The sequence below is a fragment of the Klebsiella sp. RCJ4 genome, from assembly GCF_009025755.1.
GTDB lineage: Bacteria > Pseudomonadota > Gammaproteobacteria > Enterobacterales > Enterobacteriaceae > Klebsiella > Klebsiella michiganensis.
Map to the genome: position 1 here is coordinate 60,759 of NZ_WCIN01000043.1, position 19,552 is coordinate 80,310.

General features: G+C 47.6%; 22 protein-coding genes. 5 read left to right on the forward strand and 17 right to left on the reverse strand.

Annotated features, from left to right (window positions below):
- Positions 1 to 95: 95 nt before the first annotated feature.
- From F8562_RS23150 to F8562_RS23170, 5 genes are all read right to left on the reverse strand, one after another.
- A complete protein-coding gene (locus tag F8562_RS23150) occupies positions 96 to 1,226 on the reverse strand; it encodes a hypothetical protein (protein WP_014839501.1) in 1,131 nt (376 codons plus the stop codon).
- Positions 1,216 to 2,136 (reverse strand): hypothetical protein, encoded by a 921-nt coding sequence (locus F8562_RS23155; RefSeq protein WP_014839500.1) that lies wholly within the window; start codon positions 2,134 to 2,136, stop codon positions 1,216 to 1,218. Before F8562_RS23155 ends, F8562_RS23150 begins: the two co-directional genes overlap by 11 nt.
- A 346-nt stretch (positions 2,137 to 2,482) precedes the next feature.
- Positions 2,483 to 2,851: a helix-turn-helix domain-containing protein gene (locus F8562_RS23160; protein WP_042934170.1), complete on the reverse strand. Its 369-nt coding sequence runs from the start codon at positions 2,849 to 2,851 to the stop codon at positions 2,483 to 2,485.
- Between the two features lie 56 nt (positions 2,852 to 2,907).
- Positions 2,908 to 3,159, reverse strand: coding sequence for a DUF1471 domain-containing protein (locus F8562_RS23165; RefSeq protein WP_014839499.1), 252 nt, complete (start codon positions 3,157 to 3,159; stop codon positions 2,908 to 2,910).
- Positions 3,160 to 3,283: 124 nt separating this feature from the next.
- On the reverse strand, positions 3,284 to 4,075 hold the full coding sequence (locus F8562_RS23170; RefSeq protein WP_014839498.1) for an SDR family oxidoreductase: 792 nt from the start codon (positions 4,073 to 4,075) through the stop codon (positions 3,284 to 3,286).
- Between the two features lie 148 nt (positions 4,076 to 4,223).
- Between F8562_RS23170 and F8562_RS23175 the strand changes: the two genes are divergently transcribed.
- Positions 4,224 to 5,117 carry a LysR family transcriptional regulator gene (locus tag F8562_RS23175; RefSeq protein WP_014839497.1) on the forward strand — a complete coding sequence of 298 codons (894 nt, stop codon included), beginning with the start codon at positions 4,224 to 4,226 and terminating at the stop codon, positions 5,115 to 5,117.
- A gap of 34 nt (positions 5,118 to 5,151) precedes the next feature.
- On the opposite strand, the gene F8562_RS23180 is transcribed toward F8562_RS23175, so the two are convergent.
- Entirely contained in the window at positions 5,152 to 6,141 is a 990-nt protein-coding gene (locus tag F8562_RS23180) for an aldo/keto reductase (protein WP_014839496.1), read from the reverse strand.
- 26 nt (positions 6,142 to 6,167) lie between these two features.
- A complete protein-coding gene (locus F8562_RS23185) occupies positions 6,168 to 7,019 on the reverse strand; it encodes an aldo/keto reductase (RefSeq protein WP_014839495.1) in 852 nt (283 codons plus the stop codon).
- 268 nt (positions 7,020 to 7,287) lie between these two features.
- On the opposite strand from F8562_RS23185, the gene F8562_RS23190 reads away from it, so the two are divergent.
- A complete protein-coding gene (locus tag F8562_RS23190) occupies positions 7,288 to 7,575 on the forward strand; it encodes a hypothetical protein (protein WP_042934169.1) in 288 nt (95 codons plus the stop codon).
- The gene (locus F8562_RS23195; RefSeq protein WP_014839494.1) at positions 7,575 to 8,468 is read left to right on the forward strand and encodes a TIR domain-containing protein; all 894 of its coding nucleotides are present in this window, start codon (positions 7,575 to 7,577) and stop codon (positions 8,466 to 8,468) included. Before F8562_RS23190 ends, F8562_RS23195 begins: the two co-directional genes overlap by 1 nt.
- A 125-nt stretch (positions 8,469 to 8,593) precedes the next feature.
- Here the strand turns inward: F8562_RS23195 and F8562_RS23200 are convergent, their stop codons facing one another.
- The 8 genes from F8562_RS23200 to F8562_RS23235 all read right to left on the reverse strand — a co-directional run bounded on the left by F8562_RS23200 (position 8,594) and on the right by F8562_RS23235 (position 16,082).
- Entirely contained in the window at positions 8,594 to 9,424 is an 831-nt protein-coding gene (locus F8562_RS23200; protein WP_049824833.1) for a hypothetical protein, read from the reverse strand.
- Between the two features lie 276 nt (positions 9,425 to 9,700).
- The gene (locus F8562_RS23205; RefSeq protein WP_014839493.1) at positions 9,701 to 10,765 is read right to left on the reverse strand and encodes an alpha/beta hydrolase; all 1,065 of its coding nucleotides are present in this window, start codon (positions 10,763 to 10,765) and stop codon (positions 9,701 to 9,703) included.
- Between the two features lie 107 nt (positions 10,766 to 10,872).
- Positions 10,873 to 11,457, reverse strand: coding sequence for a flavodoxin (locus F8562_RS23210; protein WP_032694020.1), 585 nt, complete (start codon positions 11,455 to 11,457; stop codon positions 10,873 to 10,875).
- 9 nt (positions 11,458 to 11,466) lie between these two features.
- Entirely contained in the window at positions 11,467 to 12,228 is a 762-nt protein-coding gene (locus F8562_RS23215; protein ID WP_014839491.1) for a carboxymuconolactone decarboxylase family protein, read from the reverse strand.
- A complete protein-coding gene (locus tag F8562_RS23220; protein WP_038423563.1) occupies positions 12,206 to 12,682 on the reverse strand; it encodes a cupin domain-containing protein in 477 nt (158 codons plus the stop codon). Before F8562_RS23220 ends, F8562_RS23215 begins: the two co-directional genes overlap by 23 nt.
- Before the next feature lie 65 nt (positions 12,683 to 12,747).
- Positions 12,748 to 14,205: a heavy metal sensor histidine kinase gene (locus F8562_RS23225; protein ID WP_014839489.1), complete on the reverse strand. Its 1,458-nt coding sequence runs from the start codon at positions 14,203 to 14,205 to the stop codon at positions 12,748 to 12,750.
- 15 nt (positions 14,206 to 14,220) lie between these two features.
- Positions 14,221 to 14,901, reverse strand: a complete 681-nt coding sequence (locus tag F8562_RS23230; RefSeq protein ID WP_014839488.1) for a heavy metal response regulator transcription factor — start codon at positions 14,899 to 14,901, stop codon at positions 14,221 to 14,223.
- 14 nt (positions 14,902 to 14,915) lie between these two features.
- Positions 14,916 to 16,082, reverse strand: coding sequence for an aldo/keto reductase (locus tag F8562_RS23235; protein ID WP_014839487.1), 1,167 nt, complete (start codon positions 16,080 to 16,082; stop codon positions 14,916 to 14,918).
- Positions 16,083 to 16,356: 274 nt separating this feature from the next.
- Between F8562_RS23235 and F8562_RS23240 the strand changes: the two genes are divergently transcribed.
- The gene (locus F8562_RS23240) at positions 16,357 to 17,382 is read left to right on the forward strand and encodes an alpha/beta hydrolase (protein WP_224256565.1); all 1,026 of its coding nucleotides are present in this window, start codon (positions 16,357 to 16,359) and stop codon (positions 17,380 to 17,382) included.
- Here F8562_RS23240 and F8562_RS29370 read toward each other — a convergent pair whose 3' ends face one another.
- Entirely contained in the window at positions 17,383 to 17,535 is a 153-nt protein-coding gene (locus F8562_RS29370; RefSeq protein WP_014839485.1) for a hypothetical protein, read from the reverse strand.
- Between the two features lie 105 nt (positions 17,536 to 17,640).
- Between F8562_RS29370 and F8562_RS23245 the strand changes: the two genes are divergently transcribed.
- On the forward strand, positions 17,641 to 18,321 hold the full coding sequence (locus F8562_RS23245; RefSeq protein ID WP_038423555.1) for a nitroreductase: 681 nt from the start codon (positions 17,641 to 17,643) through the stop codon (positions 18,319 to 18,321).
- Between the two features lie 7 nt (positions 18,322 to 18,328).
- Here the strand turns inward: F8562_RS23245 and F8562_RS23250 are convergent, their stop codons facing one another.
- Positions 18,329 to 19,531: a multidrug effflux MFS transporter gene (locus tag F8562_RS23250; RefSeq protein WP_014839484.1), complete on the reverse strand. Its 1,203-nt coding sequence runs from the start codon at positions 19,529 to 19,531 to the stop codon at positions 18,329 to 18,331.
- Positions 19,532 to 19,552 lie beyond the last annotated feature (21 nt).

Consider the following 19,552-nt stretch of genomic DNA (forward strand, 5'->3'; position numbering starts at 1 on the left):
ATGATTCTTTCTGGGGTTTTTTATTTAATAAAATACAGCCATTTTTAATATTTATATAACCCCATCTCTGATAAATTAGTGATGGGGTTTCATGATTATGATTTTTTGTACTTACGGAGTAATTCAGCTTTTCTTGTCTCGATTTGTCGCATTATTAAGTCTTGTATTTCATTCAACCTCTCTTGAGAGGCCCCTTTCATTTTTATGTTTACAACAGTAATGCATAATTCTGGATTGAGAGAGTTTTTACGCCCGTAATCGCTAAATTCATATGAGACTTTACAATCGCCCTCATATTTCCCATGTGCAATTGTATAACTAGCTAACACTTTAGTTACTTTAACGTATGGGTGAATATGTTTCCATTTTATTGATATGATTTTATCAAGATCCCCTTTAACCCGATATTGCTCAATATCTTTTTCAAGGAAATTGGTTACTAATTGAGGTTGTGTAGAGTAATCTGCATCTTTATCTGGATTGAAATGAACATCATCAATTTTTTTATAGTAAAATTCATACCCAATGTGCTGTTTAGCAAGTTCGCTTAAAAATGATACACGATATTCATTTTCAAAATCGTTAAAGAGTACTTTCCCGCCATGAGGGGAGTCTTTGATGATTTGATCTTTAAGGAGTTTACTTTCAACTAACGACACAATTCGTTCAGATATTTCTTTTGTTTCTGGCGATGTATGATTCAATTTAACATTCATTAATAGTTGAGCACGTTCGCCATCATAATCTTTCTTAATTTCTACAGAACCTCTGAAAAATTTCTCGGTAATATACCAATCATCTAATATATCTTTACGACATAACTCGAACTCCATTATTATAGAATTATTTGATTTACCATCTAATGATGTAAAATCGTTAAAATCAGAAATTTCAATGTTAGTATATTCATTACTTATTAAATCATCAACATCGATACATCCACTAAGTTCTTCTAAAAGTTCAGCGTCATTATCAATCTCAAAATTACGAAAATTAACTTTATCTAATTTTTCTTTTGTTTTAATGCTTTGGAGTAATTCATAGGACTCTTCAGGACTCAAAAAAGAAGTTATTAGATTAGGAACCGTTATGGTCTTTTCTGAAGAAGAGCAGAAAACCCCTCTCTCCCGCAATATGTTATTAATTATTGTGGCTGTACAATTCATTTGTCCAACTAGATTTTTTAATTCGTCGCCAGATGGAATAAAGTCAATTTTATTTCTCATTTTTGATATTCCTGAAGTTAGAATTATAAGATGAGATTTGTACATCTATGCTCTCTATGATGTCATCATCTTCATTTATTTGTGACATTTTAACTTCATCTATTATAGGATCATCGGTGAGCGCGTTATATTGTTTGAAGTATATTTCATAGTGACTTGAAAAGTCAGAGCATAATTTCCTGGCTAAATTGAAAACAAGAATTAGGGACTCTTTACTAAAATCGAAATCGCAAAGTAAAATAAATCTTCGACCATTATCAGATGCAACGGATATAGGGATTATTGGTGATGTGATATATTCTACTGGCATGATTTTTGTGTGTGTTTTTGAAGACGCTATATTTAATGTCGTATTATTGCAAAAAAAATCACAATCTTTATATTTTTTTCTAATGAAGTTTAATGATTCGAATAAGAATTTAGCTCTTGCATTATCAATGACATGAATTGTATTAAATTTTAATGTGCTATCAATTCTGGTATTTGCTATGGTACCTTTAATGTTATCTTTTTCTTCATTCTCATCATTGTTTAAATAAAATAATACACCAATATCTTCTTTTCGAGAACTGCCTTTAAAGTTTTTTGTAATGTTCCTCTTTAGTTGTGATTTATTGTAGCATTCAATTGTGTTGGCAATATCTTTAAAATGATCTCTAAAGGTTGATTTGACACTGGTGTAAGATGATGCAGAATATTTAGCAGAAACAACAACACTAACTAATGTCTGTTTTTGAAGTAGAGAATCATATACGTATAAAGCATCGACACCATGTGTTATTTTTTCATGTGTTGAAACACAGCAATCTACTTTTTTATTATTGCACATGTTTCGCCAACCAAATAGAGTTAGAAAATCATTGACAATATCTTCGCCTACTTCACCAACGTATTTTGAAAATTCACCCATAATAGTCATCACTAAGTTTGAAATAACAATATTTTACAGTAATTGAACAATGAGTGCTATGCACAATTTTCGTGATCTATATCACAATTGATGATTTTTATTCTATGCGATGAGGCACTTACTGACTTGAGAGGCTTATGCGTTAACCTTTTTAAGACTTGGAAAATCACAACAAGTGTATCGAAAATAGGGAATTAAAGATTAACGTTGATGGAACCTTTGAGTTTTTATTAATTCAATTAATTTTTCTTCTTAAATGGTTTTATTGAAATTATGTTCTCATTTTTTATTGGTAATTAGAAAGTATTTCAGTAAATGTAACAAAGGTTGTGGTGTCTATATGAATTTATAAAGGTAAAGATTTGGACCTATCTTTAGTAATGGTCAATTTATTGATTTTCCGATACATCATGGGTGGGGATTTATAAGTTTTGGAAAAGACCCTCGTAAATGTCTGTTGGGAATCGAATCCATACTTATAAAGGATCTCCATAATTGATTCATTAGTATCAATAAGATCTTTTGCTGCAAGTTTAAGTTTCGTATCTCTTATGTACTTCCCAAGGCTAACTTCTTTCACCTGCACAAAAATCCGCTGAAGATGCCATCTGGAGTATCCTGCCCGCGCAGCAACATCCTCTATCTTCAGCGGTTTATGTAAGTTTGAATCAATCCATTGAATTATCTCATCGATGATGTCTTCTGTTCTGAACATAGAACGACGCTCACTATAAGAGGGCTGTGACACATCCTGTTCGGGATGCTAGTGATTTACTTATAGATTTCAGCAACCCCGTGTAGCCTGTTATCCCCCGTTGTCGACAGGATTTTGAATGATGTTGCCCCTTGCTCATCAGCCTTACGAGAAAGAACATCCGATAACTCATCAAGCGTATAGGCATTGCTGGCTGAGACGACACCGATCTTTTCTTTCCCATCTGCATGATTAATTTCTTGAGCAGCAGAAACGGAATTCACAGAAATAAACCCCATAATCAATGTAGTAATAAGCAGTGCTTTCATATCTAATACCTCTTTTAAAATCTATGTTTGAAACTGGATTCGTATCAGGGGAACTCTCCCCCTCTGTACATTCAAATATACAGACCTAAGCTGTCATGAAACTGACCGCTATATGACAAAATTGTCAGGGTTGTAGATTGATTAATTTTTTTGAATACAGGTTCAGTTCGTTAATAATGCACTCCGGTTCTTCTCTGAGCTGCATATTGTCTATGTCCAGAGCCCCATCAATTTTTTGTGGATCATCAGCCAGCAGATCTGCAAACAGTGGGGTAAGATCATGCTGTGCTTCACCTCGTTCAGCCACCAGTTCGAACGTTTTATTTTTTGCCTCGTCGTGGGTCAGGGCACTGACCAGAACCTGGGCGATTTGCTCCCGGGATATCACACCATCTTCCGGTGTTCCTGCATGGCGACGATCCCCCTGAAGCATAACGATCCTGTGTTCATCATCATTGTTGTAATCAAACCAGCCGGGCCTGACGATGGTATAGGGGTGACCAGTGGTCCTGACCAGACGCTCGGCACGTCTTTTCCAGTCATGAACCTCAGTGCGTTGATTCCAGGTGCTGAGTCGTTCAGTCACGCCAATCGTGGTCATCAGGCTGATACGAACAGATACATCCCTGAATATTCGTAAAATATTGCGCACTCCGCCATAATCTATCGCCCTGGCACCAATACGACCCTGACCATCGGAACCGAGAGTGAAAATGATGGCATCAATATCTTTCGGTAATTCGGTGAGTGTTTCAGGCAATGAAACATCGCCGTAAAAAATATCTGTTCCCCGAGGAAGCGATTTCACTTTGCGCTTATTTCGGATCAGCGCTACAGGCTGATGGCCCATTTTGATAGCGGTATTGACGACATGAAGGCCAATACTTCCTGTCGCCCCTGCAACGAGTATTTTCATGATAAATCTTCTGATAATTCAGACTTATTTTCGATAAGGTCAGCATATCAATTATCATTATTGTCAGTAATGGGGCTAAAATGATTGTGTCTATGAATACCCTTCATGAGTGTGCCATGAAGGGAATGCCTCCATAAGGAAATCGCCGATGCTCAAAGAAAATTTCAATGAACTGCAAATCTTTCTTGTGGTGGCAAGGGAGCGAAGTTTTACCAAAGCAGCGGGCAAACTGGGCGTTTCTCAGTCTGCACTCAGCCACGCGATGAAGTCCCTGGAGGAAAGGCTGAATATTCGCCTTCTGACCCGCACGACCCGAAGCGTTGCCCCTACGGAAGCCGGTGAGAGAATTATTGCCTGCCTTGAACCGCGTATTGCCGATCTTGAGCAGGAACTGGAATCGCTCGTTCAGCTGAACGGCACCGCCTCTGGCAATATTCGTTTATCAGCCGGGGAGCATGCCGCGCGAAGTCTGGTATGGCCGAAGCTAAAACCCTTCCTCAGGGAATATCCGGAAATTAATCTCGAACTGGTGGTGGATAACGGCTTTGTCGATATTGTTGAGGGGCGTTTTGATGCCGGGATCCGCCTGGGCGAAAGCGTGGATAAGGATATGATTGCGGTAAGAATTGGCCCGGACATGAGAATGGCTGTGGTGGGAGCGCCGTCTTATTTCGCTGCAAATCCTGCACCTGAAACGCCGCACGAGCTACAAAATCACCGGTGTATCAATATGCGCCTGCCGACAGCCGGTGGGCTTTACCACTGGGAGTTTGAGAAGGATGGGAAGCCGTTACGGGTTAGAGTAGAAGGGCAGGTCACGTTTAATCTGCAGGCGGAACGAATTGATGCGGCGTTATCCGGTTTTGGCATCGCCTGTATACCTGAAGACAGGGTGCAGGATTATATAAAGTCAGGAGAGCTTATTCAGGTTCTGCAGGAGTGGTGCCCGTCTTTCCCCGGATATTACCTCTACTACCCGAGCCGCAAGCAGCATCCCCCCGCTTTTGCGCTGATGATCGATGCACTTCGCTATCAAGAATAACGGGTCCGCCAATTGCAGCGGACCCGTCCGGGTATTAACGGCCTACGCGGGCCTGGTGCTCAGGAGAGTAACGTTCGCCGACGATTTTAATCGTTTCAAGCGCCAGGGTTATCTGTCGCGAGTCATCCTGAGAAAGGATGATGTCGGCGGCCCCCTGGTTTTCCTCCAGCCGGTGCAGTTTAGTGGTACCAGGGATAGGAACAATCCACGGCTTTTGTGCCAGCAGCCATGCCAGCGCGATTTGTGCAGACGTCACGCCTTTCTCTGCCGCCAGTTCACCCAGCAATGAGACCAGCTTTTCATTGGCTTCAATCGCCTGCCCGGCGAAACGCGGCACGGTGCTGCGGTAATCATCCTTGCCAAAAGTGGTTCCTGGCTTAATCGATCCCGTCAGGAATCCTTTGCCTAATGGGCTGAAGGGCACAAAACCAATACCCAGTTCCTCCAGTAACGGCAGGATCTCCTGCTCAGGCTCGCGCCACCACATGGAGTATTCGCTTTGCAGCGCCGTGACAGGTTGTACGGCATGCGCACGACGAATGGTTTGCGCACCTGCTTCGGACAGACCGAAATGTTTAACTTTCCCTTCAGCGATCAGATCTTTTACGGTACCCGCAACATCTTCGATGGGTACATCCGGATCGACACGGTGTTGATATAGCAGGTCAATGACATCAGTCTTAAGACGGCGTAATGATCCTTCCACAGCTTCACGGATATGCTCCGGACGGCTGTTTAAAATCTGCTGCTTGTTGTCGTCGCCAAAAGTAAAACCAAACTTAGTGGCGATGACCACGCGGTCACGAAATGGTTTTAAGGCTTCACCGACAACCTCTTCATTAAGAAAGGGGCCATACACTTCAGCGGTATCGAAGAAGGTGACGCCACGTTCAACCGCTGCGCGAATGAGCTCGATAGCCTGACGAGTATCGGTCGCCGGGCCATAGCCGTGGCTTAAGCCCATGCAGCCTAGCCCAAGTGCGGAGACTTCGAGTCGGGATTTACCCAGAAAACGTTTTTGCATTGAATGAATACCTCTTTGATCGCGACTTAAACATCAAGTTTTCGGCCAGTCAGCCATTCCACCATCGCCGGGTCACGGTGAGAGAAGAAGGCGCTGGTAGCGGTGTCGAGGGCGGCAATTTGCAGCATATCCTCAGCGCTGAGTTCAAAATCGAGAATATTGATGTTCTCAGCCATGCGTTCTTTGCGGACCGATTTCGCCAGTGAAACGATGCCTCGCTGGAAGATCCAACGCAGCACAACCTGGCCCACGCTTTTACCGTACTTCTGGCCAATTGCTGTTAGCAGGGGATGCTGGAACAGACCATTTTTACCCTCTGCAAACGGTGCCCAGGCCTCCGGCTGAATGCCACGGCTTTGATTCCATGGAACGGCATGCAGCTGCTGGTTGAAGGGGTTAACTTCAATCTGGTTCACCGCAGGAGCCACGTTGTTGAAGGCGATAAGGTCGGCCAGTCGGTCAGGATGGAAATTGCTGACACCAATGGCGCGAATTTTGCCTGCCTGCTGCAGTTCTTCCATAGCACGCCATGCCCCATGGACATCGCCGTAAGGTTGATGAATCAGATAAAGGTCAACGTAATCAAGTTGCAGCCGATTCAGGGAGCGTTCGAATTGGGCTTTAGCGCCTTCGTAATTCGTATCCTGTAGCCAGAGTTTGGTCGTCACAAAGAGCTCATTACGGGCGATATCGGTCTGTTTCAGGGCATTCCCGACCTGGGTTTCATTCTGGTAAGACGCGGCGGTATCGATTAGGCGGTATCCCGTATCGATGGCATCAATAACGGCTCTTTCGCATTCAGCGGGATCAGACATCTGAAACACACCGAAGCCCAGCAGGGGCATTTCAATACCGTTGTTCAGTTTTACAGTTTGCATGACGTTATCCTTCAGCTGTTGTGTTGGAAAAGCATAACGCAAACTGATTTATTCGATTAGATGGGGTAATTAGCTAGGGTTTATTAGATGTGTTCATTAATTTTTAGGGCCAAGGATTGGCTTTGCGCCAGGAGGGGACTTCTAGCTGTTCTAGAAATTTCTCGTGTCGTGACCACATTTTGTCGACCACTCCAGTGTGAATAATTTTCCAGGCCGAGGTATAATCTTCAATGCCTCTAAATTATCAATAAAACAGTAGGTTGCAACCATGTTAAAAATTACCGGTTTAGACAAGCTACAAAAAGAGTTGAAAGTGGCCCAGTTGGCACTGAGTGAGTTGGATGGAAATTTAGGTACTGTGCATTTTGACCCACAAGATCCAGCCAGTATTGAAAATGCAATTCAAAAGATAAATCAAATAGTTGACGAGCGAGTTTCTCAATACTCATCCAATTCGATTATTGGTCCATTGGCCGAGCAAATGAAGCAAGCATATCGTGAAAATTTGATCCAAAAAGCTACAAAGTTCAGAATTAAAAATAACGAGGAAAATTGATGTCAAAGGATATATTTGCAGATATTAATAATGCCGTTCTGGACCTACAGGCTTCACAGGCACAAACCTTTGAACGTCCTTTAAAAAAACTTGCTCAACTTCTGAAACATCCTGATCTTGAGCCTTATAATAAAGAATTAGTTGCAGATCTTGACTTAGAGAGTTTTCTTGAAAAGAGTGCACAATCTGCGAGATCTATGGTCGGAAGTGCAACTCTTGACTGGCCAGAAGATCCCAGAAAAGAGCTAGGCCTAACACTACTTTTAATCTGGAAATTAGGCGCAGATCCTAGCTATGCCGTCCACTTCAGTATTAATTTCTTTTATTCTGGTAAAAGAATTATCAGCAATATTCATGCGCTCACCGGTCAGTTAATCATTCCCTTTATTCGGGACTACAAAAACTACATTCAATCGAAGGGAATTCCCCAGACCATGTTAACTCCCCCTCTATCTAAGAAAGTATTTATTGTTCATGGTCACGATGAGGGTTCCCGTGAAAAAGTGGCTCGCTTTCTGGAACGCCTTGGTCTGGAAGCAATTATATTGCATGAACAGGCTAATCGGGGTCGAACTGTTATTGAGAAAGTTATTGAATACGGCAACGTGGGATTTGCGGTTGTCCTACTTACCCCTGATGATGAAGGGTGTGTAAAAGGTGGTACGCTTGAACCCAGAGCACGCCAAAATGTGCTTCTGGAGTTAGGTTTTTTTATTGGTCACCTTGGACGAGATAAAGTCTGCGCCCTTAAAAAAGGGGCAGTAGAAATACCCAGTGATTTCGCCGGTGTTGTTTGGGAACCGATGGATGATAATAATGGATGGAAGCAATCTCTTTCCCGAGAACTCGAGGCTGCTGGCCATGTAATCGACTGGAACAAAGTGATGCGTTAAAGCACCATATAATCGTCATAGGTGCTTACAGGAGGACTGACAGTTTCTGCAGCGAAGGCCATTTCATGGTAATATCTTTGTCAGTCCCCAGCGCCTAGGACTCGGAATGAAAAATGCAACTGAGCTCAAAGGTTCGAAGCTTTGCTGGGTTTCACTTTTCTAATTCGTCGCTGATTGAGCTTCAGTTTTCCATCTCCAAGAACATACCGTCCAGAATGTACCGCCAGCCAGAACTGTATTGTGATAATATGGTGGTTGATCAAAAGCTTGCACAGGCTTTTGCGTAATATTCCATTCCAGGGATAAGGTCCGAGCCCAGCACTGTAAAGGGAAAAATGTTTAAATTCTCCCAATCGCCAACGCCAATAAGACTTCATTTCGGTTTTCGCATGCTCAATGGTATTACAGTTCCATAACTCTCCCCAGCGTCGCACCCATTTGTCATTTAGCAACCAGTTATATGTTAGATGGGACCTTATTGAATCAAAGGGTTGCTGTTTTTGGCCCCCGGCTAACGTAATGACGCATTGAGTTAACTGCGTTTCGGTAATCGAAAAAAATATACCGCGCTCAGAAGCCTCCACAAGCTCCTGCCGAGGAATTTGATCTAAGTGAACAATCAGGACAGATTGGTCCAGATTTACCAAATCAATTTTCTGCTGGTAACGAATACCATGTCCAGACGCTTCAAAATAAAGTTTAATATTCTCTACCAGAATTTCTTTTGCCCGAAAAGCTATACAGGATTTTACTGTTTCATGATCGGCAGAACTAGAAAGGCGCAACGAGTACTCCAGGTACTCGCCAAGTGGTTCCCAACGCGCTCCTAACCGAAGACGACTAGCTTTGTATTCGTGAGATTTTTGATAGGTCTTTAGTAACCATAATCGAGTAATTTTATCCCATATCCACTTGAAAAGGCGTCCAGCTAAACTCCAAGGCATTGATAAGTTCATATATTTCTCCGTATTTTTGGCCCTATGCTTTCATCTTTCTACGAAGAAAAATAAAGATTTTACATATTTTTACTGTCCTTCACCTCTGGCATGCTCCCCGTTGATTAATACATCCGTGATGTTAGTAATAACTTCATTAGTTGTGTAAATAATTGCCAAGTTCCGCGCCTTGCTCAAAGCAGACCGTCACGTTCCCATTTTTATTTTTTTTTTTTTTTTTGATAAAACTGATGCTTGTATAGAGCCTTCATTAAGAAGGCTCTATATTGGCTCTTCCTATTGCAGATCTTTTTCCTTCAGGAACTGACTCACCAAATCAGCAATTTGCACATTATTGAGATCAGAGAACGGGAAGTGGGTATTCCCTTTGATTCCCACTTCAGGCAAATGCGTTACCGTCACATCCCCGCCATGCTTATTCACCACGTCGCGCCACTCCCGAGCCATCGCCAGTCTTACGCGCCAGCTGTCCTGCGCGGGCATGGCGACAGGCTTATCCGGTATGTTATCGCCGTAAATAATCAGAATCGGGATTTTGGTCAGAGCCATAAACTGCTCCATCGGCACCGGCTCACCCTTCAGCGTGTCGAACGCGCTTGGCATAGGGGCTGGGAGTTCTTTTTCCGGGAAGACAAAGCTGCTGCCGGGCTCGAAGGCGACAATGGCTTTGACCTTGTCATTTTTCATCGCCGTGTACCAGCCTGGCCCGCCACCCTGAGAGTGGGTGAAGAGGATAGCGGGGCCGGATTTATCCACGACGGCGGACATTGCATCCGAGATAACATTGATATCAAACGGTCCGGTATTCGGGGTCATCTGACGGAAATACTGATTCAGTGCTTCTTTGTCGTGAGAGAACTGAACGCCCTTAAAATACTCTGGCCACACGCCAACGCGGAACTGATTGAACCACATTTGTTCATCCGGTTTTGGCGTAACAGTACCTTCTACAGTCGTGCGTCCGGCGCTGCCCCGACGCGGCTGATCGACAAGATAAGTTGAGAACCCGCGACGCAGGAATATATTCTGGAACCCTTCGCGCCCATCCGGGGTACTTTCCCAGGTACGGGAGAACTGACCTGCGCCGTGCAGCATGACGATAGGGTATTTATGCGGATTCTCCGGGATTTGGTAGAACACTGAGGCATGATCGCCATGATAGGTTTGGCCAGCAGAGTCCAGCGGCTTTTTCGCGTCAAATTTTCCTGGTGCGGTGAGGATGGTGCCACCAGCAGAAAAGCTTCCCTGTTCCTGAATGACCAGCGGCTCGGCATAGACCGACTGAGCCACCAGACCACCCGCCATTACGCAGATGGCCAGCGTTTTTAAGATTGTCTTCAAGATTACATCCTCTGTTATGTTTGCCGTTCAATCATATCTGAGTTGTCAGCGTTAATTATTTAGTACCCCTGATTGCCCTTATTTGGCAGACTCATGAATGCGGACGATTAAATGCGTATTGTCTCTAACCAGCTGGTGACCGTTTCAGTGGTTCTTCGCTCTTGGTCGCATTCAATGACCAGCGGTTTTTCCCGACGTGCAGTCGGAGCAAGACGGGTAAGGATGTCGTCGCTGTCTCCTTTACCGTAGCCACCGTGAGTAATGAAGGGGATGAGTAATTTGCCCGCAAGGTTGTGGCTGCTGAGAAATGCTTGCACAACAGGCGGCACGCTGGTCCCCCAGATCGGAAAGCCTAAATACAGGGTCTCGTAGCGTGAAATATCTGCGACGCTATTTTTCAATGCGGGTTTGACTCCCCGCTCACGCTCATTTTTCGCCTGTTCAACGGTCTGAAAATAGTCTTCCGGATAAGGCGTAGCCGGTTCGATTTCAAACAGATCGGTATTCAGGCTGCGGTGAATGACGCCCGCAATCACCCGTGTATTTCCGCTGCGGGAAAAGTACGCCACCAGAACACGGCTTTTACCCTGCACGTTTGCGGTTCCGGTCGCAGCTGATGCAAAGGAAACGTTCGCCAGCGTCAGCCCGGCAAGTGCGGTGATTAACATTCTGCGGTTGGGATCATGCTCCATAATCCACTCCTAATTGTTTGCGAGCGCCTGCTGCAGCGCCTTTTCAGCTCGCGTTGCTGCATCATTTTCGCCATGTTCACGCAGAACCTGTGCCAGCTGGCGCAGCTGCGACGCCGTCAGGCCGACCCGCATGCTTGCTCGCGTATGCGACAGCAGTTGTGATTCGACGCCCGGCGTGGCCGCTAATGCGCCAACCGTTGCCAGCTCGCGGCTTTGCCAGTCAATGTTATCGCGGGCGAAAATGTCGCCGAAAAGATGCGTTTGCAGAAACTGGTTAATGACCGGGGCAAAATCAAATAGCGGACCCTGCACGGGAGCTCCTGAGATTTTTGTCTGGTTTGCGGTACCGACACGGCGAAGTTCATCCCCGACAGGGATTGGGGCAACGGGTTCTTTACCCTCAACATCTTTGATACCACGTTGTTTACGTGCTTCGACGACCTTCATCAGTTCACTAAGTGCATTCAGGCTACGCGGGAAGCCCGTATAGGCATAAAGCTGGACGAGAATCTCTTTGGCTTCGTTTATCGTGAGTCCGGCGTCAAGACCCTGATTCAGGGCGGCATTCAGCTTATCCATCTGGCTGCTGGCCATCGATGCCGCAATCAACGGGATGGCCTGTTGGCTGGCTGACAGCGTATCTGAAACCCTTTGTTCGTGGTTCATTTCTGAGGCTCCTTTATTGACGGGCGCAGCATGTGCCGCGAGACCAAAACCAAAGGTCAGCAGTACCGCTGCCGCTAATGCTTTAATGGGCGTGGTATTGTTCATCTGTCACTAACTCCTTCCAGTTAACGCTTTTGCCATCCACAATCCCGGTTATCGCCAGATGTGTCATCGCGCTGCCGGGTGCCGCCCCGTGCCAGTGTTTGACGCCCGCCGGGCAAGAGACAATGTCACCGGCGCGGATAACCTGCACCGGCTGGCCTTCTTGCTGGGTGAGCCCAACACCTGAGGTCACAATCAGCCGCTGACCTGCCGGATGCGTATGCCAGGCGGAACGAGCGCCGGGTTCAAACGTGACATAAGCCCCGGAAGCACTGATGTCGTTATCCGGTTTGAAGAGAGGATCAACCCTGACACGACCGGTAAAGTTCTCGGCTGGCCCGAACACCGCATTCTGACTTCCTGCAGGGGCGATATGGACAGCGGGATTTTGCTCCGCTGCCCAGGATGAAAATGTAATAGGCAGTAACAGCCCGAGGTAACGTAAATGTCCGATCATGCAAAGCGTCCTTATCAATGAAGAGGGGGATTGCCTGCGATGATTTTATCGAGGGGGTAATGACGTCAGGCTGACGCCCCCCTGACAATTCTGTCAGTTAACCCGGGTTCCGGCTCAGCGCCGGAGTGAGCATTGCCCGCCGCTTTATCCGCTTGTATCGCAAAGGTGAGGCCAAATGTATTGATGCCACCTTCACTACGCGCAAAGACATCTCCCCGGTGCATAATGGCGACGGCACGCACGATCGACAGGCCCAGTCCATGATGGGTATCACTCCTGGCTCGGGAGGTATCAACGCGATAGAACCGCTCGAAAAGTCGGTGTAAGTGCTCTGGTGTTATCGGATCGCCCGGGTTTGAAACTTCAACACAGGCTTGATGACCGGTTTCGCTTAACCGCACCGTAACCGTGCTGTTGGAGGGGGAGTGTCTTGCGCTATTTTCCAGTAAATTAGCCAGTGAGCGGTGGAACAGTCGTCGGTCGATGTGGGCTGTGACATCGCCCTGAACATCCAGAGAGAGCTGTTTCTCAGCAAAAGAGGGTTCCACATACTCCGTTGTTTTCAGGGTTTCTTCCCGCAGGGACACCTGCGTAAGCTGGGAAGCATGCTCACCCGCGTGAGCATGAGACAGGAACAGCATGTCGTTAACTATCGAGGTCATGCGTTCAAGTTCTTCCAGATTGGAACCCAGTAACTCTTCCAGTTCATCCTGCGAGCGTCGGCGTGATAGCCCTAACTGCGTCTGGCCAATCAGGTTAGTCAGCGGAGTCCGGAGTTCATGCGCAACATCGGCATTAAAGCTTTCGAGCTGCCGCCAGGCGACCTCCTGCCGTTCCAGCACGCCATTAAAAGATGATGCTAACTGCTGTAATTCGTCAGGTAATGCTTCGGTATTCAGGCGCTGACCATGGTCCCCGGGAGCGAGTTGCCGGGCCTGTTTACTGAGCGCCCCAACGGGACGAAGACCGATCCTTGACACGACGTATCCCAGTAAGGCGACAATCACGACGCCCAGTGCGGTAATGATCAGCAATGTCCGCGTGAACGCATCGAGTGTGCCCATGTACGGCGTGGAGTCGATGGCAACCACATAGCGCAGCTCAGGCCGCTCACCGTTGGCGGGGATCGTTTTCACTAACAGAAACAGCGAGCATGCACCTTCTGATGCGCCGGGCACTTTATTAAAGCCTTCCCGCAAAGAAGACCACTGAACACCTACCGGTGGTGTTCCCCCCATGCTAAAGCGTGGGTTATCGCTCACTATCCAGTAGCGAACGCGTTCACCTTCAGAATTGGTTAATACGGTAAATTTATTGGCAAGCAGTGACCAGCCGTCAGCAGAGGTTCGTGCGGTGATCCACGGACTCATTAATGATTCGCGGAACAGCAGCTCGTTGTGCATCTGCTTTTGCAAAGAGTCATGCAAGGAGCTTCTGAGCAGGATGCCGATAACGGAAACAATCAGTAGCGCGGATAAGGCAAACATCAGCGCCAGGTGAACGGAGATGGAACGCTTAAGCATGCTTATCCCCTTCATTTATTCGGACCGGACTTCGAGGACATACCCCATGCCACGAACGGTATGTAACAGCTTGATATCGAACGGCGCATCCACTTTGGCCCGAAGTCGTTTAATGGCCACTTCAACCACGTTGGCATCGCTGTCGAAATTCATGTCCCATATCTGCTCCGCAATCATCATTTTTGACAGAATCTCTCCCTGATGCCGGGCCAAAAGGCTCAACAGGGAAAACTCTTTCGCGGTCAGCTCCAGCCGTGTTCCGGCGCGAAATACGCGACGAGCCAGCAGGTCGAGATGCAGATCGTGAATTTGCAGCTGGGTGATGTCTGCGCCATCCGTAGCGCGGCGGCGCACCAGTGCCTGAATACGCGCCACCAGCTCAATAAGGGAAAAGGGCTTAGGGAGATAATCATCCGCGCCAAGGCGAAGCCCTTTAACGCGTTCATCGACCGAACCCCGTGCCGAGAGCATCAGCACCGGCGTCTGTTTGGCTGCTCGCACACCCTCGAGCACCCCGTAGCCATCCATCCCCGGCAGCATCACATCCAGTATTATCGCGTCGTAGTCGAACTCCAGCGCGTAATGAAGACCTTCAGCTCCGTCTGCAGAGACATCTACCGTAAATCCGGACTCACCCAGCGCACGGTTGAGATAGGTTGACGTTTTTTCTTCATCTTCGACTAACAACAGGCGCATAACGGGACTTCCTCTTAACTTTTCAACGGTGCTTCAACATCAGAATAAACCTGCACAGCATCCGGCAGACGTTGACCCTGGATAGTGATGGCATCCAGTGAGCGGGTGAGCTCGGTCATCTCAGCGGAAGTTAGCGACACGGTGGTAGCCGCTGTGTTTTGCAGCATATGGTCTTTATTGGTGGTGCCAGGGATGGGAACAATCCAGGGTTTACGCGCAAGGAGCCATGCCAGAGCAATCTGTCCCGGTGCGGCATTTTTTCGTATTGCCCAGGATTTCAGTAGTTCAACCAGCTGTAAGTTGTGTGGCAAGTTTTCAGGCGAGAAACGCGTTTCTGTCGCGCGGAAATCACCGGCAGCGAACCGGGTATTCTCATCAATCCAGCCCGTTAAAAATTGCACGCCGAGTGGACTCCATGGCACGAACCCAATGCCCAGCTCTTCACACACCGGAAATACCTGATTTTCAGGGCCACGCCAGAGCATGGAGTATTCACTTTGCACGGCGGTAACGGGTAATGCCGCATGAGCGCGTCTCAACGTATTGATGCCCATTTCAGACAGACCCCAGTGCAGGACTTTCCCCTGATCCATTAAATCTTTCACCACACCGGCGACATCTTCGATCGGGATCTGTGGATCAACCCGGTGTTGATACAGTAAGTCAATACGATCGGTACGCAGGCGTTTGAGCATATTGTCGACGACCTGTCGGATATGCTCAGGTCTGCTGTTAAGGCCCGGCAGACGCTTACCCGTCTGTTGGTCAATGTTCCAGCCAAACTTGGTGGCGATAACGATTTTGTCCCTGAACGGGGCGACGCCTTCCCCGAGAATTTTTTCGACTTCAAACGGGCCGTAGGCTTCAGCAGCGTCAAAGAACGTTACCCCTTCATCAAATGCACGGTGGATAACATTGATCATCTCGGGACGCCAGGGAACGGAGGTGTCGTATTTACGACTCATGTTCTGCACGCCCAGACCGATGGCAGAAACTTCCAGCTTCCCGAGTTTACGCTTGCCAGGAGTTGAAGGACGTTGGCTGGGTTGTCTGGACGAATCGACCTGAGAGGTTTGGCTCGCCGCTGATACGTGAGGAATCAGCGAGGCGGCGGCAATACCGGCCCCGGCGACTAATAGCTTGCGCCGCTCTGGCATTGTTGGGGCATTCTGGCTTTTCATTGATCGCTCCGTTTCTCAGAAAATTAAACATGACTCTCATTTAGGCGGGACCATTCTGCGTTGTGATTGCCAACATAAAGCTGACGGCTACCTGACAGCGCTGTCAGAAATGCTTTCCCATCCCAGCCTATTTCCTGACAAAAATGTTATTTCCCTGTCACGATGCTGACAGCCCTCTCCGCCTACTCTGAGCCTGCAAATTTGATTCTGCGAGCCTGTATAACCAGGCCGACACTCATCGGGAGAGACCATGAAATTCACGCTTATTAGTGCAATGCTACTCACGGCTATGGCCGGAGTGACCTCAGTCAATGCGGCTGATTACAAAAAAAATCCATTCACTCTCGTCTATGACGGAGCCATCACCGAGAACGTCAAAGGTAAGGTCAACATTCACCCAGTGAAATACGATCTGCATGGCATCCAGATTGCTGCGAATGTCTATACCCCTGCTAACTACGAGCCCGCCAAAAAATACCCGGCCGTGGTGGTTGCACATCCTAATGGCGGCGTAAAAGAACAGGTCGCCGGGTTGTATGCTCAGCGTCTTGCCGAGCAGGGCTACATCACGATTACCGCCGATGCGGCGTATCAGGGCGCTAGCGGTGGGATGCCGCGCAGCGTGGATAAACCTGCTAATCGTATCGAGGACATTCACGGCATGGCTGACTACATCAGCCAGTATCCTGGTGTCGATACCGCCCGCCTCGGTCTGCTTGGCATTTGCGGTGGTGGTGGTTATTCACTGGTTGCTGCCGAGACGGACAAACGGTTTAAATCGATTGCAACTATCAGCATGTTTAATTCAGGCCTTGTGCGCCGTAACGGTATGCAGGATTCACAGCTGGATACTATCCAGCAGCGTCTTCAGCAGGCTTCTGACGCTCGTGCTCAGGAAGCAGCCGGAGGAGAAGTGCTTTACTCCGGCGATGCCAACCTGACTGATGAACAGATTGTTAAATTACCCTTTGCCTTATATCGCCAGGGCTACGAGTACTACTGGAAAACCCACGCCCACCCGAACTCCACGTTTAAATACACCACCAGCAGTCTGCTGGATTTGATGAGCTTTGACGTAACGGACCATATCAATCTCATTAATAAACCGCTGCTGATGATTGCCGGTTCAAAAGCGGATACGCTCTATATGACTGAAGATGCGTTCGCGAAAGCCACCGGTACGAAGGACAAAGAACTTTTCCTGATCGATGGCGCTACCCATATCGAGACGTATTGGGTGCCAAAATACGTTGACCAGGCAATGCAAAAGTTAGATGTTTTCTTCGATAAGAATATTTAGTTAGCCTCCGATGATGCCCCAGCCGCGCAGGCTGGGTGTGTCCATCAGCTGTAGCCACGTTCCGCTTGCGTATTCACGCGATAGACCCAGATTAACGAAGTTGCGGTTAAAGATAATTACGCTGCTTAAATAGGCGCTATGAATGGAATTCATAGACCTAATCTGGAGCAGGGAATGAAAACGATGAGCCTGATGTGACAGGATGGATCGGGAGAGACTGAATCATTCACTTCAAATTACTTTCAGGCGGAGAAGCAAATGAGTACGCAAGAGCCAACATTTAGTGAGGTAGTAAAAAACAGATACTCGGCTAGAGCCTTTCTTCCATCTCCCATCCCCAGCGATATCCTCAAAGACATTTTGCTCGAAGCGCAATGCGCACCATCCAACTGCAATACTCAACCCTGGACCCTGCATATCGTTGCAGGAGATAAACTTCGTGAGTTAAGCCACGCACTGACGGAAGATCTGAGGGCCGGGAACTACAGTCTTGATTTTACGTTTGATAAAGAAGCTTATCCCGAGCCATTCAGGCAACGGGCTTCGGAGCAGGGGCGCTCGTACTATCAGGCACTGGGCGTTGCGCGGGGGGATAACTTAAGTCGATCAGAAGTGGTCGAGCGTAATGTGAGATTTTTCGGCGCGCCTCATGTTGCTCTGCTGTTCATTCCTGCTGTAGGGGACAACGTTCGCGTAGCCTCAGACGCCGGTATGTATGCGCAGACATTCCTGCTTTCTCTGGCAGCTCGCGGTTACGCAGGCGTTCCACAGGCAGTGCTGAGTTATTTTGCCCAAACGGTGCGTCGAATATTAAATGTTCCTGAGGGTTTCAGGCTGCTTTACGGTATTTCTTTTGGGATCCCAGATAAAACGCATCCCTCCCTGAGTTACAGGGAAGGGCGGGTATCTCTGGACGAAAGTGTCGTCTGGCATCAATAACGACGTTTTATTTTTTTAGCTGAACGGTCAGTGCCATCAGGGCGCTGGCTGCTGTAAACAACGCAATTATCCAGCCCATCGTCCATGGTGTGCCATCACTGAACAGGGCAAGAAGAAGTGAAGAGATGATGCCGCTGCCGTATTGTAACGCGCCCATTAGCGCCGACGCGGAGCCAGCCACATTAGGCACTGCGTCCAGAGCGCAAGCCGTGGATGTCGCCGCGATGATGCCATTCATAGAGAAGAACACGAACACAGCACCGACAATCACGGTAATTCCACCCACACCCAGGCCGGTGGTGACCGCCAGCACTATTGCCGCAATAGCGGCGATGAATACGGCATTCCTGAGCAACGCTTCCAGTGGATAGCGGTGAACCAGACGTCTGTTGACCATGCTCACCGCCATCAGTCCAACAATGTTTACTGCAAACAGCCAACCGTAATGCTGCGGGTCAACGCCGAAGTACGTGATGTACACAAACGGGGAACCCGTGATAAACGCATAGGCAGCGACGTAATAGAACGTCAGGCACAAAGTAAACCGCATGTATCTGGCGTTGGTGAGCAAGGCATAGTAGTTGTGAAAAGCTTTGATTACGGAGGCTTGTGAGCGTTTTTCAGCAGGTAATGTCTCCGGTAGCCAGAATAAAGACATCAGCATTAATGCTCCGATAATCGCCAGCAGCCAGAAAATGGCATGCCACGAGGTGACTTTAATCATCTGCCCGCCGATCAGGGGCCCGGCAATCGGCGCGATGGCCATGATGATCATCAGTGTCGAAAGCATTTGTGCTGCACGAGTACGGCTAAACAGGTCTCGGATCATTGCCCGTGCCAGCATCGGCCCGGTACAGGCACCTAACGCCTGAAAAACACGCCAGAAGACTATTTGCACGATATCCGTTGATAACGCACAGCCCACCGAGCCAATGATGAATAGACCTAAACCGATAAACAGCGGCAGACGACGCCCATAACGATCGCTAATCGGTCCCCATATCAGTTGTGCAATGCAAAAGCCGATAAGAAACCCTGTGATTGTCAGCTCTGCGTCACCCTGTAAATCCTTTGCCATGACGGGCATAGCCGGAAGATAGATGTCGGTTGATAAAGAGGTTACAGCCATCAGGGCGCTCAGAATGAGCAAAAATGATAGACCAGTTTTTTTTACTGTAGTTGAGTGAGTTCGTGCCTGTTGATTAAGCATGGTGATCCGTTGAGCATGAAG